Raw genomic sequence first — 17,230 nt, 5'->3', positions numbered from 1 at the left:
TGTGCGTGTTCCCGCCCGGGAAAGTGATATGGCAGAACTGTAAGCCGGGTTCTGTACCCCCAAGGGGGGTGATAGTCATTTCTCTAGGCTGTCAGTCACCCGACAGCTCAAGCAACCTACCCGAAGGCGAAGCGAGCCACTCCATCTGCCTTCCTATATGGTCTTGCACCGGGTGTGGTTTACCTGGCTTCCCCTGTCACCAGGGGAACCGGTGGTCTCTTACACCACCCTTTCACCCTTACCGGGCCGATGCCCGGCGGTCTGCTCTCTGTTGCACTTGCACTGGGGTTGCCCCCGGTTCGCGTTACGAACCACCCTGCTCTGTGGTGCCCGGACTTTCCTCCCGTGGATTTCTCCACCAGCGACTATCCGTTCTGCCATATCTCCATGAGCATACCAGACACGGGCTGCTCCCGCATCAAGAATCCTCAGGAGTGTCAGCTGCTGACAGGTTCCAGCAGTTCATCGTTTTTGTAGATTTCCACACCCTCCTGGGTGACCTTGCGGTAAAAGCTGCTCTCCAGGTGCGCTTCGGCCACATATTCTTCCAGGGAGAGTATTTTCAGGTCGAGCTTAATCTTCTTATCTACCTGTTCAAGCACTTCCTCCAGTGAGCGTGCCACATCGTTATCCTTCTGGTTCATGATCACCAGCACATTGAGGTCCTTGCGCTTGACGGGTTCGCTTTGTTTAATGGTGCTTCCGTAAATCACCGCATTGGTCACCACTTTTGCAAACTTTGTCTTAACCTGTTTCAGAGCCTTTTCCAGGGCTCGCGTTTCCTCGGCTGTGAGATTGGTTTGCTTCAAAGCTTCGTGCAGCACATTGTACTCCTTATCGTTATATGTTGCGTAATACCCGGTTTTTACGGACATCAATGATGGAAATAACATTTTGTGACTCGTCAAGGATAACAGCCGTTGGATTATCCTGCAAGTCTCCTTTTTGCAAGCGGCTCAATGCTGACATGTCCAATGGTCTGCCCTGCCGCAGATGGGTAATGACAGCGGCATCGGCGGTGTACATATCGTGATCGGCCAGGACGCGGGCTGGCGGGATGCTCCAGTGCTGCCATGGCGTGTCAGGGTCGAAATCCGTGAGGCTGACACACTCCTGGACGCTGATTCCGCAGCAGCGTGTACGCTGCAGCATGCACAGATGGCCGACAGTGCCCAGTCGTCGCGCGATCTCTTCACCCAGGGCGCGGATATAGGTTCCGCCGGAAACATCAACATCGATTTCGATGCCGTCGGGCTTTTCCTGCCACAGGCGCAGCGAGTGGAGTGTCGTGGTACGCGTTGGCATCTCGACCGACTCACCGCGGCGCGCGTACTCATAGGCTTTTTTGCCACCTATCTTGACTGCCGAATAGGCGGGAACCTGCAGGGTTACGGTACCGGTCAGCTCCCGGCTCAGCTGCTCCAGCAGCTGTGGACTCAGGGTTGGAACTGGCTGCGTCTCCACCACCTGGCCTTCTGTATCCGCAGTTTCAGTGCGGGTTCCCAGGCGCAGGGTGGCACGGTACTGCTTGTGAGAGTGGCTCAGGTAGGACATGAGCTTGGTGCAGGAACCCGTGACCACAATAAGGACGCCACTGGCGAAGGGATCCAGGGTCCCGCCATGACCGACCTTGGGGAGCTTGAGAAGTTTTTTGATCCGGTGCGTGATATCGTGGCTGGTGGGGCCAACCGGCTTATTGACGGCGAGAATGGCACCTGCCATTAGAGTTTCTCACAGATCTGTTCCATGACGCGGTTCACATCGGTGCACTGAATCTGGAAACCGCCGGCATTGCGGTGACCGCCGCCGCCAAAAGCTTCGCTGATCGCTGAAACATCGATATTGCCCTTGGAGCGAAAGGAGACTTTAAAGGAGTCGGCGGTGTCCTGGCGTACGAAGACCGCAACCTCGACACCGTCAATGGCCCGCAGACTGTTAATGAACCCGTCGGTATCGCTTGCCACCGTGCCCGTCTCCTGAAGATCCGAGAGGGTGAGGTAGCTCCAGGCTATCGCTTTCTTTCTGTCGAAGACCACCCGATCCAGGCAGCGCTTGTACAGCTGCACCTTCTCCCAGGTCATGGACTCGTATATCTCCACGGTGACCTGCCAGGGGTCAATTCCCTTGGCCAGGAGCTTAGCGGCTATCAGATGGCTCTGCACATTGGAGGAAGCGTAGCGGAAGCCTCCTGTATCGGTGAACAGTGCGGTGTAGAGGCACAGAGCCTCGTCAAAGACAAGAGGGCCAAGCTTCTCCAGCAGTTCATAGATGAGGGTTGCCGTGGCGGGTGCTTCACCGATGACGTAGTTATAGTCAGCGTAGCCACGGTTGGTGATATGGTGATCGATGTTGACCGTGGGGACACCCGGGGGGAGTTCAAAGTTACCGAAGCGGTCAACGGTTGAGGTATCCACGATGAACAGAGCATCCACATCTGCGGGGATCTGTTTGCGATAGTTTCTGGCGCCAGGGAGAAAGGCATATTCGCGGGGAATACTGCTTTCGCACAGCACCACCGGATCCTTGCCCATGGCGGTGAACCTATGGTAAAGGGCCAGGGCGCAACCGATGGTGTCTCCATCGGGGTTCACATGGGAGAAAATACCTGGGCGCTGGCAGGAGCTCATCAGGGAGAGGATCTCCTCGCGGTCATCAAAGAGTGTCACCGACATCAGTCCTCCTCTTTGTTTTTGAGCTCATCCAGTATCCTGGCAATGCGCACGCTGTGCTCAGAGCCCTGGTCAAAGATAAAGCGCAGTTTCGGTACAGTCTTCATATGGCGCAGCTGCTGGTTCAGCAGGTGCTGCAGGGAACGGCTGTGCTGATCAATATAGTCGATGGCCATAGCCACCTGATCCTCACTGCCCAGAACACCGTAGTAGACTTTGGCCATGGAAAGATCCCCTGATGTCTGCACCGAGTTGACATTCACCAGTCCGTAATCCAGCGGAATCTCCTTCTGGATGATCTGAGAAAGCGTTTGCAGGACGAGGCTGTTGACTTTTTCCGTACGTATGCTCATTGAAGTTCCTCGACTTTCTGTTTCAGGGCATCCAGGCTGATGCCACATTTCTGGCGAATGGACTTCTGGTCACCGTGTTCCACAAAAACATCGGGCAGTCCCATCAGGTGGAGATGGGCAGGGAAATTTCCACTGCAGTGGAATTCGGCAATGGCAGAGCCAAAACCGCCGATGGCACTGTTTTCCTCAATGGTAATGACATGGGGATATTCCTGGAGAATTCCCTGCAGGCATGGGCCATCCAGGGGCTTGATGCTGCGACCGTTCACCAGGGTGATATCGTGCTCCTGGCAGAGGTTCAGGGACTCGGTGACCAGGTATCCGGTGGCAATGAGCGCGATGCGTTTTTTCTTTGAGTGGTGGAGAATCTCCCAGGATTCCATGTTGATGGGGGACTCCACTATCGGTACGCCAAAACCATTGCCACGGGCGTAGCGGATGGTTATAGGGCCGTCCAGGGTATTGGCCTGGAGCAGCATGTTGTAGAGTTCATTCTCATCCCTGGGAGAAAAAATCCGCATGTTGGGAATGCAGCGCAGGAAAGAAAGGTCGAAGGAACCGTTGTGTGTCTCGCCGTCGTTACCGACTATGCCAGCGCGATCAATGCAGAAGACTACCGGCAGGTTCTGCAGGCACACATCGTGGATGATCTGGTCATAAGCCCGCTGGAAAAACGTGGAATAGATAAAGACATGGGGCCTCAGGCCTTCCAGGGCGAGTCCGGCCGCAAAGGTTACGGCATGCTGTTCGGCAATACCCACGTCAAAAAAACGCTCAGGATACGCCGTCTTGAAATTCTGAATGCCGGTTCCTTCTGGCATGGCGGCTGTGATGGCGATGGTGCGCTGATCACGCCTGCCCAGCTCGACGATGGCCTGCCCGGCAATGGCCGTGTAGCTGGGAGTCGCAGTGGCGCCGTGAATCACGCCGCTTTCACGGTCAAAGGGGCCGACTCCATGGAATTTCTCGGGGTTGGTTTCCGCCGGTGCGTAGCCGGTGCCTTTTTTGGTGATGACGTGGAGCAGCAGGGGGCCCTCAATGCGCTTAATGTTTTCCAGAAAGGGAATCAGGCTCTCCAGGTCGTGTCCGTCCACGGGTCCGAAGTATTTGATGTTCAGCTCTTCAAAGAGAATTCCCGGAGTCATGAATCCCTTGATTCCCTCTTCCACCTTCTTGGCGGCCCGCACCAGCCGCTCGCCCCGTGGCAGAATGTGGAGCATGTTTTCCAGATCCTTGCGGAAGCGGTTATAGACCTGGCCGGTGATGATTTTGGAAAAATAGTTGGAGAGTGCCCCCACGTTTTCGGCAATGCTCATCTCGTTATCATTGAGAATAATGATGAGATCCTTGTCCAGGTGGCCAGCGTGGTTCAGCCCCTCAAAGGCCATGCCGGCCCCGATGGAACCATCGCCGATCACGGCGATGACCTTGCCGGGGATCTGCTGGATATCGCGGCCAACCCGCATGCCCAGGGCGGCGGAAATGGAGGTGCTGGAGTGGCCGACATCCAGGTGGTCATGGGGGCTTTCATGGCGCTTGGGGAAGCCGCTCAGTCCACCGAGCTGGCGAATGGTACCAAACTGTTGGCGGCGTCCGGTCAGGAGCTTGTGGGGATAGCACTGATGGCCGACATCCCAGATGATCTTGTCGCGGGGAGACTCAAAAACCCGGTGCAGGGCTACTGTGAGCTCGACAATTCCTAGATTGCTTGCCACATGTCCACCGACGCGACTGGTGGTGTCGATGATGGTTTCACGAAGCTCAGCGCACAGCTGTGTCATCTCCTGTCCGTCCAGGGTTTTGACATCCCCGGGTTCTTCTATGCGATCCAGCACTGACATCAGTTCTTCCTTTCGATGATAAAGCGTGCCAGATCCCGGAGCGCCGTAACGGCGGGTGAATCTCCCAGTGGATCAAGGGCGCGGTTGGCTTCATCGATCATTTCTTGCATGGCCTTGCGGGCACCGTTCATGCCCACCAGGGCGGGCCAGGTGGATTTGCGATTCTGCAGGTCACTGCCAACGGGTTTGCCCATCGTCGCCTCATCGCCTTCTATATCGAGGATATCATCGGCGATCTGGAAGGCCAGGCCGATATTATATCCATAGCGGTCAAACAGTTCAATTTGCTCCGCCGTGGCCTGACAGGCAATGGCGGAGCTGACCAGACAGCTGCGGATGATCCTGCCGGTCTTGTTTTCGTGGATATAGCGCATGGTGGGCATGTCGATGGATTTCCCTTCTGACTGGATATCCACGACCTGGCCACCGATCATTCCGGCGGTGCCGCTGGAACTGGCGATCTCTGCAATAACCCTGATGACCAGATCCGGAGCCAGAGGGAGCTGGCAAAGCACTTCAAAGGCGCGATTGAGCAGGGCATCACCGGCCAGAATAGCCATGGCCTCGCCATAGACACGGTGATTCGTGGGCTTGCCACGGCGCAGGTCGTCATTGTCCAGGGCGGGCAGGTCATCGTGAATCAGGCTATAGGTGTGGATCATCTCTATGGCGCAGGCAATATCCAGGACACGGGATTCATCCTGGCGCAATGCTCCGGCAGTCAACAGGCAGAGCAGGGGCCGCAGGCGTTTGCCTCCAGCACGCACCGAATAGAGCATGGCTTCGTGGATGGTGGTGAGCAATGGCTCGTCTGAAGGCGACAGAAGCTCTTCCAGGCGCTGATTGATCAGCGGGATGGCGTGTTGAAGGGACTGCTCAAGGCTATTCATGGCGCTCCTCCTGTGCGGTCGTGGTGGTTTCGGGAGCATAGGGGTGCAGTTGCCCATCACGCAGCACCTGGATTTTCCCCCGTGCCTGGGCCAGGTAGTCCTGACACTCCTGCAGGAGCCTGCGCCCCTTTTCATAGAGCTCCATGGAGCTGTCCAGCGTAATGGAATCGGACTCCATCTCCGTGACAATAGCTTCAATGGTCTTGAGCTTCTCTTCAAAGTTCATATCAGATCCCATAGAGTACGAGGTTGTGTTTCCGAGCCAGGGCGATGGACTCTTCGCGCTGAAAGAAGAAGACCTTTTCCGCTTCCATGGCCAGGCAGCGACAGCGTGCCTGAACGGCCCAGGTGACCGTCTCCAGGCCTACCACGGGAACATCAAAGCGCAGATCCTGGCGAGTTCTCTCCACCTTGACAATGGTGGTATCCCTGGCCAGTTCACCAGCGCGCACGATGGTGCGGTCAGTTCCCTCCAGCGCCTCTGCCGCTACCACGGCTTCCCGCAGCACGGCAACTGTCTGGCCGATCTCCTCATCAGCCAGCATCCGCGCGATGCGATAGCCGTACTGAATATCGCGGGCCAGATCCGGTTCTATCTTTCCCCAGATCACGCCCTTGGGAGCCAGAAGCTCTTCGAGGTACTGTGTCTGTGGGAGGATGCGGAATCCCTCCTCCTCGAGAAAGTACATGATGACATTCATCATGGAGGCGTCACGGTGATCCTTGAAGCGGCGCAAAAGGCGCATGGCGGTGATATCGGTGAAGATGGTGCGGTAAACCACCTTCTTGTGCACCTTGCCGGCAAAGAGCAGATCCGTGACACCATGATCACGGAAAAACCGGATAATGCGTCCGATCTTCTCAATGGGCAGCTCCATGGAACGGTCGGCCTTGTCTGCCACTTCCATGGTGTTCTCTTCGCGCAGCACAACGGCAAAAGTGCGATAGCCCTTTTGCCGGTACGCGTCTATGGCGAGCCGGGCAAAATCCCCCTGCCCGCAGATGATTCCTACTGACGGTTCCTGCAATGGGCCAACCCTCGTTGTGAGTTACGGTAAAACTGCAGCATTTTTGCCACTGGAGGAGCGCTGGCAGCCAGCTCCTCCAGAGCCGCTTCGCGACTTTCTTTGGTCATGGTGGTGCGGAAGAGGATCCGGAAGGCCTTCTTGGTGGCGCTGATTTCATCGGCACTGAATCCACGGCGCTGCATGCCGATCTTGTTGATGGTGATCACCCGGGCGTGGTTGCCCTGGGCGATGACAAAAGGGGTGATATCCTGCACCACAATGGAGCCGCCGCCGAGCATGGCACCTTCGCCGATGGTGCAGAACTGGTGCACGGCACTCATCCCCCCAAGGATAGCATTGTCCTGTACGGTGACGTGACCAGCCAGAATCGCATTATTGGCGAAGACATTGCCACTGCCGACAACACAGTCGTGGGCCAGGTGGGAGTAAGCCATAAAGAGATTGCGGTTGCCGACGGAAGTCACGCCGCCCCCATGGGTGGTGCCCCGGTTCATGGTCACGAATTCGCGGATGGTGTTGTTGTCGCCGATGACCAGGCGCGTGTCCTCATCGCGTTTGAATTTCAGATCCTGGGGAATCTCACCGATGCTGGCGAAGGAGAATATCTCATTGTCCCTGCCGATGGTCGTGCCTGAGCGCACGCACACATGGGCGTGGATGACAGTGCCGGCACCAATGGTGACATTGCCGTCTATGATGCAGTAAGGGCCGATGGAGGCGCCGTCTTCAATGGCGGCGTCCGGTGATACAAGAGCCGTAGGGTGGATGGACATCTCAGGCATCCCCGTTGACTTTGATCATGGCTTTGAGCTGGGATTCGCATACCATCTCATCGTCCACAAAGGCTTGGGCTTCCAGCTGGCAGATGGCTCCCTTGCGCCTGGTCATGTGTATCTTGAAGGTCAGGGTATCGCCGGGAACCACGGGAACGCGAAATTTGGTTTTGTCCACGGTCATGAAGTAGATGAGGCAGTTATCCGTGCTGTGTCCTTCATGTTGCAGCAGCTTCAGGCCCAGTACTCCGCCCACCTGGGCCATGGCCTCAACAATCATCACGCCGGGCATGATGGGGTGGCCGGGAAAGTGCCCCTGGAAAAAAGGTTCGTTAAAGGTGACGTTCTTCATGGCCGTGATCTTCTGGCCTTCCAGGTCAATATCCAGAACCCGGTCGATGAGGAGGAAGGGGTAGCGGTGGGGCAGGTATTGCATAATCTCAGTCACGTTCATGGGCATTCCTTTCGAGCAGGGCAGCCAGAGTGCTCTCCAGCTGCTGTACTTTTTTTTGCAAAGCGTCCAGGCGCCGTATGCCGGCGACTTCCCGCTGCCATTGTTTTTGAGGGACTGCGGGATACCCCGCGTAAGTTCCCGGCTCGTCTATGGATTTTGTGATGCCGCTCTTGGCGGCGAACATGGTGCGGCTGGCCACGTTGAGGTGTCCGTTAATGCCACACTGGCCTCCCAGGGCCACATAGTCGCCGATGGTGGCTGAGCCGGCAAATCCACACTGGGCCGTAATGAAGCAGTGGGCCCCGATCCTGGCATTGTGCCCGATATGCACCAGGTTGTCGATTTTTGTTCCGCGGCCGATGCGGGCTTCGCCGAGCACAGCCCGGTCGATCACCGTTGAACCGCCGATTTCCACATCATCTTCAATGACCAGGGTGCCCACATGGGGGATCTTATGGTGAACGCCCTGGTGGGTGGCATAACCGTAGCCATCACAGCCCAGGACGCTGTTGGCGTGAACAATGACATTACTGCCAATGTGGCAGCCCGCATAGATCACGACACCGGGGTAGATCAGGCAGTTTTTTCCGATGGTGACGCCCTCGCCCACATGCACTCCGGGGTGGATCACGCAGCCACTTTCAATGGTGGCCCCCCGTGCGACAAGGGCTCCACTGACAATGGCGTCTTCCGCCACGTGGGCTTCGGGGTGGATATGGGAGGGCAGAATATCCACTGGTTTTCTGGGGGGATGAAAGAGCCACAGCACCCGGGAGTAGGCGTAATAGGTGTCGCTGACGATAATCTGAGCCGCCGGGCACTGGGGATGGTGGCGATCCACCAGCACGGCTGCCGCTTGGGTTGTGGTCAGGTATTTCTGGTATTTGCTGTTGAGAAAAAAGGTGATGTGCTCCGGCCCGGCGTGCTGTATTTCCCGCACTCCGCTGACGGGGCGGTCATAACCGACCAGCTCCCCCTGTACATGGGCCGCGATTTCACTGAGGAGTATCGTGTTCACCGACGTGAGTTCCTTCCGTTTTGCTGCTGATCATAGAGTCTGACTATAATGCTGGTGATATCCTGGGCCTCATTGGCATAGAGGATGCCGCTGGTCTTCAGCTCGAAAATATAGCAGTAATTGTTTTCCTGGCCATACTGATGAACCAGGGCGCTGATTTCGCTGACAATACGGCTGGTGAGAGTGCGCTCCTGGGCTTCCAGCTGCCGGTTGGCATCTTCCACGAAGTTGCGCAGATTGAGCAGGTCCACGTTGTACATATCCACCGAGCGCTTGCGCTCTGACTCGGACATGGTGCCAAGGTTACTGTCAAGACGCTCCTTGACGCGCGCCAGTTCGGCTTTACGCTCCTCAATGACCTTGCGCTTCTGTTCAAACTCCTGCTTGACCTTTTCGATGGCCTGACTGCCGGAGCGGGAGCTGTCGATGGCGCGCTGTACGTCGATATAGCCGTAACGGCAGTCCCCCCCCTGCTGCGCCATGACGGTGGCCGGGATCATAAGGGCCAGCATCAGAAAGACGATCAAGATCGGTATGGTGCGGTGCTCTGTTGCCATAGAGAAACTCCTGGTCGGCCGTTTTCCTTTGTTGCCTATAGTACACCAGAAATTCGGAAAAGATAAGGAGACTCTTCGCGGTCTGCCTTGGGATATCTTATCAGAACGTAATTATTCACGGTACATTGGCAATCGTGCCAGCATTCCTCCCAGAGACGCTCACTTTCATCCATGGTTCGAGCCTCTGCCGCTCGCCATCCAGGCTCGCTCTCGGAACGCTGGCGCTCATGCGTAAAAATCGCAGGTTGGATGTGAATAGTTACATCAGAACATGGTTCCGATGGTGAAATCAAGGCGGCTTCGGCTTTCACCCGGCTCAGGGTCGACCTTATAGCCATACTCCAGGCGCAGGGGGCCAACGGGAGTCAGCCAGCGGATACCATAGCCGTAACTGCGCAGCACGTCGTCCAGGTAGTTCTCTCCGCGGTCGTAGACGTTCCCGATGTCGTAGAAGAGCACAAAGCGCAGGGAGCCGTCTTCGTTCAGGGGGTAGAGCATTTCCAGGTTCGTCAGGAAGCTTTTGTAGCCGCCCTGGGCTTCGCCTGTCTCATCCTTGGGCCCCACTTCGCGGAAGCGATAGCCGCGCATGGAGTTGATGCCGCCCATGTAGAGCCGTTCGTAGGGGGGGATCGAGGTACTGCCGGAGTGCCCCTCGGCAAAACGCATCTCCACGTTGACCGCGCCGATGAGTCTGGCCCAGAGCGGGTGGTAGATACTGTGAGTCAGGCCGTACTTGATGAAGTTATTGTCTCCGCCGATATCGCCACCGGCATACTCGACGAAGAGGGTTGAGCGGGTGCCACGCGTGGGCAGCCAGCGGTTGTCGAGGGTATTGCGGCTGAGGGAGGGCATGATGCTGCGGGTGGTGGCGCTGCCTTCCATCTCTTTGATGACATCGGCAGCCTGACTGTCCACATCGCGGATATTGATCTCCTCGTGCTTGACGCGGATGTTCCCCCGCACTTCTTCAAAGAGGGGGCGACCGAGGGTGACGGAGAACCCACGACGATGGTCGTCGTAGTAGGTGTACTGCCGCACCTGATCATAGAAGGAGAGCGAGAAGTTGATGTCGCGGTCAAACAGGTAGGGCTCCGTAAAACTCACGGAGTAGTAGGTGCGCTCGGAGCTTTTTTCCAGACTGAAGTTCAGCACCTGGCCACGCCCGAAGAGGTTCCCCTGGCTGACACTGGTGGTGCCGACAATCCTGTCCACGGTGCTGTAGCCGATACCCAGGTTGAACATGCCGGTAGGGGCCTCGCGTACATCGACGACAATATCCATTTCGCCCGGCTGATCGGTCTTGCGTTCCTGCAGACGCAGCTCTTCAAAGAAACGCAGGTTGTTCAGACGGCGCCTGGACTCATCGACGGCAGCGGCGCTGTACTCATCGCCCTCCAGCAGTTGCATCTGGCGTCGGATGACCTTGTCACGGGTCTTGTTGTTGCCAGTGATATCCACAAAACCGATAGTATAGGGTTCACCTGGCGTTATCTGGAAGGTCAGGTCGACGACCAGGTTAGTGGAATCCATGGCATCCATGGGGCGAACGCTGGCATCGGCATAACCCTGATTCGCGAAGAGTCGGGTGATGGCAACGATGCTCTCGTGCACCCTGGACGAGTTGAAGTATTCGCCTTCCTTGACCCTCATGGCCTCCTGCAGCTGCTCCTGGGTGACGAGATCGCGGGCACCGCGGAACTGCACTGTGCGCAGGCGGTAGCGATCTCCCTCTTGAATCTGGTAGCGGATGATATAGTTGCCGTTATCCTGGAGCAGATATTCGGGGCCGCTGATGGCGACATCCAGGTAGCCTCGGTTGAAGTAGAACTGCTGGAGACGCTGAACATCCATTTCCGCCTTGACCCGCGAGAGGTTTCCGCGCCCGGTGAGCCAGGAGTACCAGCGCTCTTCCCGGTTCTCCATATAGCGGTAGAAATCCTTGCGCTTGTAGGAAGCACCTTCAAAGATAAAGTCGGTGATACGCGCGCGGGTGCCCTCCTGTACGCGGAAGACGATGTCATAGGTGCGGGTGCTGGCGCGGAATGTGGACTCATCGGTGATGACCACATCCTGCATTCCCCGGCTGTCATAGATCTGTCTCAGCCCTTCGCGCAGTCGGGCGACCAGTTCGGGGCTGTAGATGGCATTGGGCTCCACAGAGAGCGCCTCTTCAATCTGGTCGGTTCGAATGCGTTTGTTTCCCTCTACGCTGAAAGAGCCAACACGGGGGCGTTCGACAAATACAAAGCGCAGCACCTCGTCGCCATCAACACTGGTGCGGTAGACACGGATATCCTCGAAATTTCCGAGCTGGTAGAGGCTCTTGATATCTTCGGTCAGAATGGTCGGGTCAAGGGCCTGGCCAGGCGAAATGCGGATGCGATCCAGGAAGGCACGGTGACTCATGGTGGTCAGACCTTCGGTTTCTATGCGGTCTATGGGAGGAGCGGCCAGAGCAGAGAGGGAGAATGTGACACAGGCAAGAAATACAAGCAGAAATGTATGGAAATGCTTCAGCACAGATCCCTCCAACAAAAAATCGTGGGCCCTTATATCATCTTTCCCATAGCTGTGTAAACCGTGATATAAAGGGCAAACTTTTTGTGGAGCACGAAACATGCAGGCATTTTACATAAAGACCCTGGGATGTCGACTCAACCAGGCGGAATCAGCCATGATGAAAGAAGAACTTATCCTCAGCGGAATGCGCCAGGCAGAGCATCCCGGTCAGGCGGATTTTGTGCTGGTCAACTCCTGTACCGTAACCGCACGGGCCGATAGCAAGACCCTTGCCTACGCCCGCCGGGCCCGCCGCGAAAATCCCGCTGCCACCATCGCCATCATCGGCTGCATGGCCCAGACGGCCATGGAAGACCTGTTGGCACTGCCCTACGTGGATATGGTCTTCGGGAACCAGGAGAAAAACGCCCTGGTCACCACGCTGCTGCGTCAGGTTCCCCACAGTGTCGGGGTGCTTTCGGAGCACAGTGCTCCCCTGAAGCTCATCGCCCAGGCCAGTGGCGATGAACGGGTGAACCTGAAGATACAGGACGGCTGTGATAATACCTGCAGCTACTGCCTGGTGACCATTGCCCGTGGCCCCAGCCGCAGTATCAAAATGGAGCACGTTTTGGAAACAGCGGCGGAGCTGGCTCACACCTTCGACGAGATTATCCTGACCGGCGTACACATCGGCAGCTACGGAAAGGATCTGGCGGAGCCATCCAGCCTGGGGCGCCTGATGGAGCGCCTGCTGGAGATACCCCACCTGGGACGGCTGCGCCTGTCCAGCATTGAGCCTGCGGAAATCGACGAGACTATCCTCGGGCTGCTGAGCCACCCCAAACTCTGCCGACACCTCCATATTTCCCTGCAGAGTGCCGATGATCGTATCCTGGCCCTGATGAATCGTCATTACCGCTGGTCGGAGGCTCTGAAGGTCATGGAACAGGTGAAATCCATTGACCCGTTCCTGAAAATTGGCACTGATATCATCGCGGGATTTCCCGGTGAGAGTCCAGCCACCTTCGAAAGCATCTGCCAGCGCATTGAAAGCTCCCCGCTGGACTATCTCCATATCTTTCCCTTCAGCGGGCGTCCCGGCACCCAGGCAGTGGATCTGCCCGACCAGTGCCCGGACCATGAGAAACACGCGCGCGTGCAGCGGCTGCAGGCGGTTGCTGCGCACCTGCAGGAACGATTTCATCGATCCTGCCTTGGCCAGCAGCGATGGGTTCTTCTGGAGAAGGGAGCGGGGTACCTCAAGGGTGAGACGGACAACTATATCAGCGTCCGTTTGAGGGAGAACCCCACTGGCCGCTCAAAGCAGCTGGTGCGACTGAGTGGCCTGGCGGACGATGGTCAGTCCATGGAAGGGGAAATCGTCACCGGCAGTTGAGGGCCGGTGATATCTCAGGACGTACCGTTCGCACTCCCGCAAAAGCGGGTTGTCGGCGTCTGCTCTGATGAACTGCTGAAATGAGGGGGTGGCTCTGTACAGACGGCGTCTCACGAAAAGAGAAATACCCGATGAGTCAAGCATGCAAAAGCAATACGGTTTCCGCGTGGTCAACATCAGGGCAATAATGTCTGAACCCAGGACGACAAGATGCCAAACCTGACTCAGGAGTGCTCAATGCGGTTGCGGCCGTTGTTCTTGGCTTTGTAGAGGGCATCGTCGGTGCGCTTGATCAGCTCGAAGGAGGTCAGCTCGTTGTTGAACTCCGCAACGCCGAAGCTGCAGGTCAGGTGTTCAATGAAGTCGAAGATGTGGCTGTCGATGGTCTCGCGAATCTTCTCTGCCAGAGCGCAGGCCCCTTCAAGGCCGGTCTCCGGCAGGAGAATGATGAACTCCTCGCCACCGTAGCGGCCAAAGACATCGGTGCGGCGCATGTGGAAACTCACCAGGGTGACGACTTCCTTGAGCACATAGTCACCCACCTGGTGGCCATAGGTATCGTTCACCGGCTTGAATCGGTCGATGTCGAACATGACCAGGGAGAAGGTGTGGTTGTAGCGCACCGAACGGGCGATTTCACGCTCCAGCTCCTGGACAAAGAACTTGCGGTTGAGGATATCGGTGAGGGGGTCGCGCATGGCCAGTTCCTGGAAGCGCTGCTTCTCCATTTCCAGCTCAGTTACATTGGCAAAGGTCACTACACAGATCTGGTGGGCTACATCAGGGTTGGCGGAAGCGGAAATGAGATTCGCCCTCACGATGTAGGCCTGGGCGTCAAGTTTCAGCTGTTCAGGGCTTTTGACAAAGACAATGTGCTCCTGATCCGGGTTCTGCTGAACCTGTTGCAGCCAGGTTTCACGGCCTTCCTGGGCGTAGAAGACGCCATCTTTTTCCACAAAGAAGTCACTGAGCTGGCTGTGCTCCGCCATCAGGTCAGGCAGGCAGGTGTAGCCCAGATACTGCAGGAACGATTTATTCATGTAGGTGATCTGGTTATTCACAAAGGTGGCAATGAAACCGGGGCTGTTGTCCAGAATGGCCTGGATAATGCGGTTCTGCTGCTCCAGCTCGCGTTTTTGCAGCAGGGTCTGGGCAGCGCGGTCGATGGCAGTGAAGAGCATCTGGGTGCGCAGGGGCTTTTTGATGTACTTTTCAATGCCCAGATCGATGGACTCCATCATGAAACTGGAATCATCGTAGGCCGTGGTGATGATGATGGGGGTGGTGATGTCGATGGCCTTGATGTGCCTGGCCAGTTCCAGACCATCCATGACCGGCATCTGAATGTCGGTCACCACGACATGGGGGCGGTGTTTGCGGAACAGCTCAAGCCCTTCCTGCCCATTGGATGCCACATGAACCTCTCTGGCCCGCTTCTGCAGAAAGCGGGTCAGGGTATGGCGTATTTCGTCTTCGTCTTCCACATAGAGAATTGAGATACGGCTCATGTACTGGAAATCGTCCAAGGGGGCACATCCTTCCCGGGTTATATGACCTTGTGCAGCCAGTGGGAGAATTCTTCGTCTTTGCCCAGCTGGATGTCAAGCAGACGTTCATAGAGGCGGGTCGTCATCTGACCGGCGGAAACTCCATCACCAAACTGGTACGTGCGCTCGCCACTGGTCACGTGGCTGATGGGAGTGATGACGGCAGCAGTGCCGCAGCAGCCGGCCTCCACGAAGTTTTCCAGCTCGCTGAGGGCCACTGGCCGCTGTTCCACCTTCATTCCCATACTCTGGGCCACCTCAACCAGCGAGAGGCGGGTGATGCTCTCCAGAATCGATGAGGACACCGGTGTGATCAGGGTATTGTCAGCGGTAATGCCGAAGAAATTTGAAGTTCCCACTTCGTCAATATAGGTGCGGGTGGTGGCGTCCAGGAATATGGCTTCGGCAAAACCCTTCTGGCGGGCTTCCTGACTGGCCAGCAGGCCTGCAGCATAGTTACCGCCCACCTTGACGTTGCCGGTTCCGTGGGGAGCCGCGCGGTCATAGTCGGAAACCATCAGGTGAATGGGCTTGAAGCCATCTTTATAGTAGGGGCCAACGGGGCTGCAGTAAACCGTGAAGAGAAACTCCGAAGCCGATTTCAGCCCCAGGTTGTCGCCGATGCCCAGATAGAGTGGGCGCAGATACAGTGAAGCTCCATGGCCATAGGGGGGCACAAAGGCGTAATTTTCACGGACAACACGCTCCAGTCCCTCCATGAAAATATCAGCCGGAATCTCCTGCATCAGCAGGCGGCGGGCAGAGCGGTTGATGCGGGCTAGGTTCATGTCCGGGCGGAAGAGCACCACGTCACCGCTGGCGGTGGTGTAGGCCTTCAGCCCTTCAAAACACTGTTGCCCGTAGTTGAGGGCCTGTGAGCCCTCCGGCAGGGTGATGTTCTTGTCCGCTGACATATGGGCATCCCAGGAACCATTGCGGTAACAGGCACGGTAGCGGCTGCCGGTGTCCATGTAACTGAACGAGAGATTGCTCCAGTCGAGTGATGCCTTGGTCTGGGGAAACGCACACATATTCAATCACCTATGCCTTGAACTCAGTTCCCGTATTCGGGGTAAAACGTATCATAGCCAATTGCGCACCACGAGAAAAGTCTTTTCTCATGGCAGGACCGTTCAAAACACTTCCGCCGGGAATTCTTTCCATATGCACTTTTATTAATGTTCACGGTACCACTGACGCATCTGTTCCAGCATTGCGTACTCAAGCTGCAGACTGCCGTCGCCACGACCAAGCTCTATGCCTGGCCGGTTTTGTCCGTGATAGTCGGAGCCGCCGGTGACGACAACCTGAAGACTTCTGGCGATCCGACAAAACAGGGTGCGCTGGGATGGGCTATGGAACGGATAGTGGGCTTCAACGCCGCCGAGCCCCTTGCTCACAAGATTTTCAATGAAGGGATAATATTCGCTGTGTCCCCGCAGCGGCAGAGTACCCGGATGGGCCAGCACGGCATACCCCTGGTGGCTGCGGATCAGGTCGATGGCCTGCTGGGGATTGAGACGCTCCTTGGGCACATAGGCCTTGCCACCCGGACCCAGATAGCGGCTGAAGGCTTCGTTGATGGATCGGCAATGACCGGCAGCCATCAGGGCCTGGGCCATGTGGACCCTGCCCACCACATCGCCCTGTGCCAGGGCGCTGACGTCCTCAAGCTCAATGGTAATGCCCAGACGCTGCAGTTTGGCGATCATGGCCAGGTTGCGTTCCTCCCGGGCCTCCATCATGCAGCTCAGCGCCTCTTCAAAGCCATCGGAAACGCCATCGAAGAAGTAGCCGAGGATATGCACGCCCAGCGGTATGGTGCCGCGCAGAATGTGCAGTGCCGAAATTTCCACTCCGGCGATCCCCTCAACGCCACAGAGCGCGCACGCCTGCATGAAGGGCTCAACCCCCGCCACCGTGTCGTGGTCGGTGAGGGCCAGGGCCGACAGATGGGCCTCGGCAGCGCGGCTGGCCAGCATGGCTGGCGAATCGGAGCCGTCGGAAGCCGTGGAGTGTGCGTGCAGATCGATGGGCATCAACCCCCCCCCGGAAAAAAATATGGCGAATGTCTATCGAATTTGTTATGTTTCCGGCGTCCCGTTTCCGGGTATCCGGGCGTTGTCAGGAGAAATGCTGGCAGTTTTCTCCCCGTGCCTGGCGCACCATATCAGGAATACCTCACAACACTCTAACGAATCA

17 protein-coding genes and 1 other RNA gene are annotated in these 17,230 nt (G+C 56.9%); 1 reads left to right on the top strand and 17 read right to left on the bottom strand.

Annotated elements, in window-relative coordinates:
* Positions 1–24: 24 nt before the first annotated feature.
* The 14 genes from rnpB to bamA form a co-directional block, all read right to left on the bottom strand.
* An RNA gene (gene rnpB, locus SELIN_RS14310) (RNase P RNA component class A) lies at positions 25–381 on the bottom strand.
* A gap of 56 nt (positions 382–437) precedes the next feature.
* Positions 438–824, bottom strand: coding sequence for a hypothetical protein (locus tag SELIN_RS08415; protein ID WP_013506240.1), 387 nt, complete (start codon positions 822–824; stop codon positions 438–440).
* 16 nt (positions 825–840) lie between these two features.
* A complete protein-coding gene (truB, locus tag SELIN_RS08410; protein ID WP_013506239.1) occupies positions 841–1,722 on the bottom strand; it encodes a tRNA pseudouridine(55) synthase TruB in 882 nt (293 codons plus the stop codon).
* Entirely contained in the window at positions 1,722–2,672 is a 951-nt protein-coding gene (locus SELIN_RS08405; RefSeq protein ID WP_013506238.1) for a DHH family phosphoesterase, read from the bottom strand. Before SELIN_RS08405 ends, truB begins: the two co-directional genes overlap by 1 nt.
* On the bottom strand, positions 2,672–3,022 hold the full coding sequence (gene rbfA, locus SELIN_RS08400; RefSeq protein ID WP_013506237.1) for a 30S ribosome-binding factor RbfA: 351 nt from the start codon (positions 3,020–3,022) through the stop codon (positions 2,672–2,674). Before rbfA ends, SELIN_RS08405 begins: the two co-directional genes overlap by 1 nt.
* Entirely contained in the window at positions 3,019–4,866 is a 1,848-nt protein-coding gene (gene dxs / locus SELIN_RS08395; protein WP_156788051.1) for a 1-deoxy-D-xylulose-5-phosphate synthase, read from the bottom strand. Before dxs ends, rbfA begins: the two co-directional genes overlap by 4 nt.
* Entirely contained in the window at positions 4,863–5,753 is an 891-nt protein-coding gene (locus SELIN_RS08390) for a polyprenyl synthetase family protein (RefSeq protein ID WP_013506235.1), read from the bottom strand. Before SELIN_RS08390 ends, dxs begins: the two co-directional genes overlap by 4 nt.
* Positions 5,746–5,979, bottom strand: a complete 234-nt coding sequence (xseB, locus tag SELIN_RS08385) for an exodeoxyribonuclease VII small subunit (RefSeq protein ID WP_013506234.1) — start codon at positions 5,977–5,979, stop codon at positions 5,746–5,748. Before xseB ends, SELIN_RS08390 begins: the two co-directional genes overlap by 8 nt.
* Position 5,980: 1 nt before the next feature.
* On the bottom strand, positions 5,981–6,781 hold the full coding sequence (locus SELIN_RS08380; protein WP_013506233.1) for an LpxI family protein: 801 nt from the start codon (positions 6,779–6,781) through the stop codon (positions 5,981–5,983).
* Entirely contained in the window at positions 6,763–7,554 is a 792-nt protein-coding gene (lpxA, locus tag SELIN_RS08375) for an acyl-ACP--UDP-N-acetylglucosamine O-acyltransferase (protein ID WP_013506232.1), read from the bottom strand. The genes SELIN_RS08380 and lpxA overlap by 19 nt, the downstream gene beginning before the upstream one ends.
* A gap of 1 nt (position 7,555) precedes the next feature.
* Positions 7,556–8,008, bottom strand: a complete 453-nt coding sequence (fabZ, locus tag SELIN_RS08370) for a 3-hydroxyacyl-ACP dehydratase FabZ (RefSeq protein WP_013506231.1) — start codon at positions 8,006–8,008, stop codon at positions 7,556–7,558.
* Positions 7,995–9,026, bottom strand: a complete 1,032-nt coding sequence (gene lpxD, locus SELIN_RS14720; RefSeq protein ID WP_013506230.1) for a UDP-3-O-(3-hydroxymyristoyl)glucosamine N-acyltransferase — start codon at positions 9,024–9,026, stop codon at positions 7,995–7,997. The genes fabZ and lpxD overlap by 14 nt, the downstream gene beginning before the upstream one ends.
* Complete coding sequence (locus tag SELIN_RS08360) at positions 9,023–9,583, bottom strand: OmpH/Skp family outer membrane protein (protein WP_013506229.1); 561 nt, start codon at positions 9,581–9,583, stop codon at positions 9,023–9,025. The genes lpxD and SELIN_RS08360 overlap by 4 nt, the downstream gene beginning before the upstream one ends.
* A gap of 264 nt (positions 9,584–9,847) precedes the next feature.
* Complete coding sequence (gene bamA, locus SELIN_RS08355; protein ID WP_013506228.1) at positions 9,848–12,103, bottom strand: outer membrane protein assembly factor BamA; 2,256 nt, start codon at positions 12,101–12,103, stop codon at positions 9,848–9,850.
* Between the two features lie 97 nt (positions 12,104–12,200).
* Here bamA and mtaB point away from each other — a divergent pair, with 97 nt between their 5' ends.
* Complete coding sequence (mtaB, locus tag SELIN_RS08350; protein ID WP_013506227.1) at positions 12,201–13,481, top strand: tRNA (N(6)-L-threonylcarbamoyladenosine(37)-C(2))-methylthiotransferase MtaB; 1,281 nt, start codon at positions 12,201–12,203, stop codon at positions 13,479–13,481.
* A 224-nt stretch (positions 13,482–13,705) separates the two neighbouring features.
* Here the strand turns inward: mtaB and SELIN_RS08345 are convergent, their stop codons facing one another.
* The 3 genes from SELIN_RS08345 to SELIN_RS08335 form a co-directional block, all read right to left on the bottom strand.
* Positions 13,706–15,007 carry a GGDEF domain-containing response regulator gene (locus SELIN_RS08345; RefSeq protein ID WP_013506226.1) on the bottom strand — a complete coding sequence of 434 codons (1,302 nt, stop codon included), beginning with the start codon at positions 15,005–15,007 and terminating at the stop codon, positions 13,706–13,708.
* A gap of 20 nt (positions 15,008–15,027) precedes the next feature.
* Complete coding sequence (locus tag SELIN_RS08340) at positions 15,028–16,059, bottom strand: branched-chain amino acid aminotransferase (RefSeq protein WP_013506225.1); 1,032 nt, start codon at positions 16,057–16,059, stop codon at positions 15,028–15,030.
* Between the two features lie 144 nt (positions 16,060–16,203).
* On the bottom strand, positions 16,204–17,067 hold the full coding sequence (locus SELIN_RS08335; RefSeq protein WP_013506224.1) for a PHP domain-containing protein: 864 nt from the start codon (positions 17,065–17,067) through the stop codon (positions 16,204–16,206).
* Positions 17,068–17,230 lie beyond the last annotated feature (163 nt).

Source organism: Desulfurispirillum indicum S5 (assembly GCF_000177635.2).
Classification (GTDB): domain Bacteria; phylum Chrysiogenota; class Chrysiogenetes; order Chrysiogenales; family Chrysiogenaceae; genus Desulfurispirillum; species Desulfurispirillum indicum.
This window is presented reverse-complemented; position numbering and strand designations above follow the sequence as displayed.

Bases quoted from the DNA above. Each gene is read 5' to 3' on its own strand.
- SELIN_RS08390 (WP_013506235.1), bottom strand. From the start codon at position 5,753: ATGAATAGCCTTGAGCAGTCCCTTCAACACGCCATCCCGCTGATCAAT.
- xseB (WP_013506234.1), bottom strand. From the start codon at position 5,979: ATGAACTTTGAAGAGAAGCTCAAGACCATTGAAGCTATTGTCACGGAG.
- rbfA (WP_013506237.1), bottom strand. From the start codon at position 3,022: ATGAGCATACGTACGGAAAAAGTCAACAGCCTCGTCCTGCAAACGCTT.
- mtaB (WP_013506227.1), top strand. From the start codon at position 12,201: ATGCAGGCATTTTACATAAAGACCCTGGGATGTCGACTCAACCAGGCG.
- truB (WP_013506239.1), bottom strand. From the start codon at position 1,722: ATGGCAGGTGCCATTCTCGCCGTCAATAAGCCGGTTGGCCCCACCAGC.
- SELIN_RS08335 (WP_013506224.1), bottom strand. From the start codon at position 17,067: ATGCCCATCGATCTGCACGCACACTCCACGGCTTCCGACGGCTCCGAT.
- SELIN_RS08405 (WP_013506238.1), bottom strand. From the start codon at position 2,672: ATGTCGGTGACACTCTTTGATGACCGCGAGGAGATCCTCTCCCTGATG.
- SELIN_RS08340 (WP_013506225.1), bottom strand. From the start codon at position 16,059: ATGTGTGCGTTTCCCCAGACCAAGGCATCACTCGACTGGAGCAATCTC.
- fabZ (WP_013506231.1), bottom strand. From the start codon at position 8,008: ATGAACGTGACTGAGATTATGCAATACCTGCCCCACCGCTACCCCTTC.
- lpxA (WP_013506232.1), bottom strand. From the start codon at position 7,554: ATGTCCATCCACCCTACGGCTCTTGTATCACCGGACGCCGCCATTGAA.
- SELIN_RS08360 (WP_013506229.1), bottom strand. From the start codon at position 9,583: ATGGCAACAGAGCACCGCACCATACCGATCTTGATCGTCTTTCTGATG.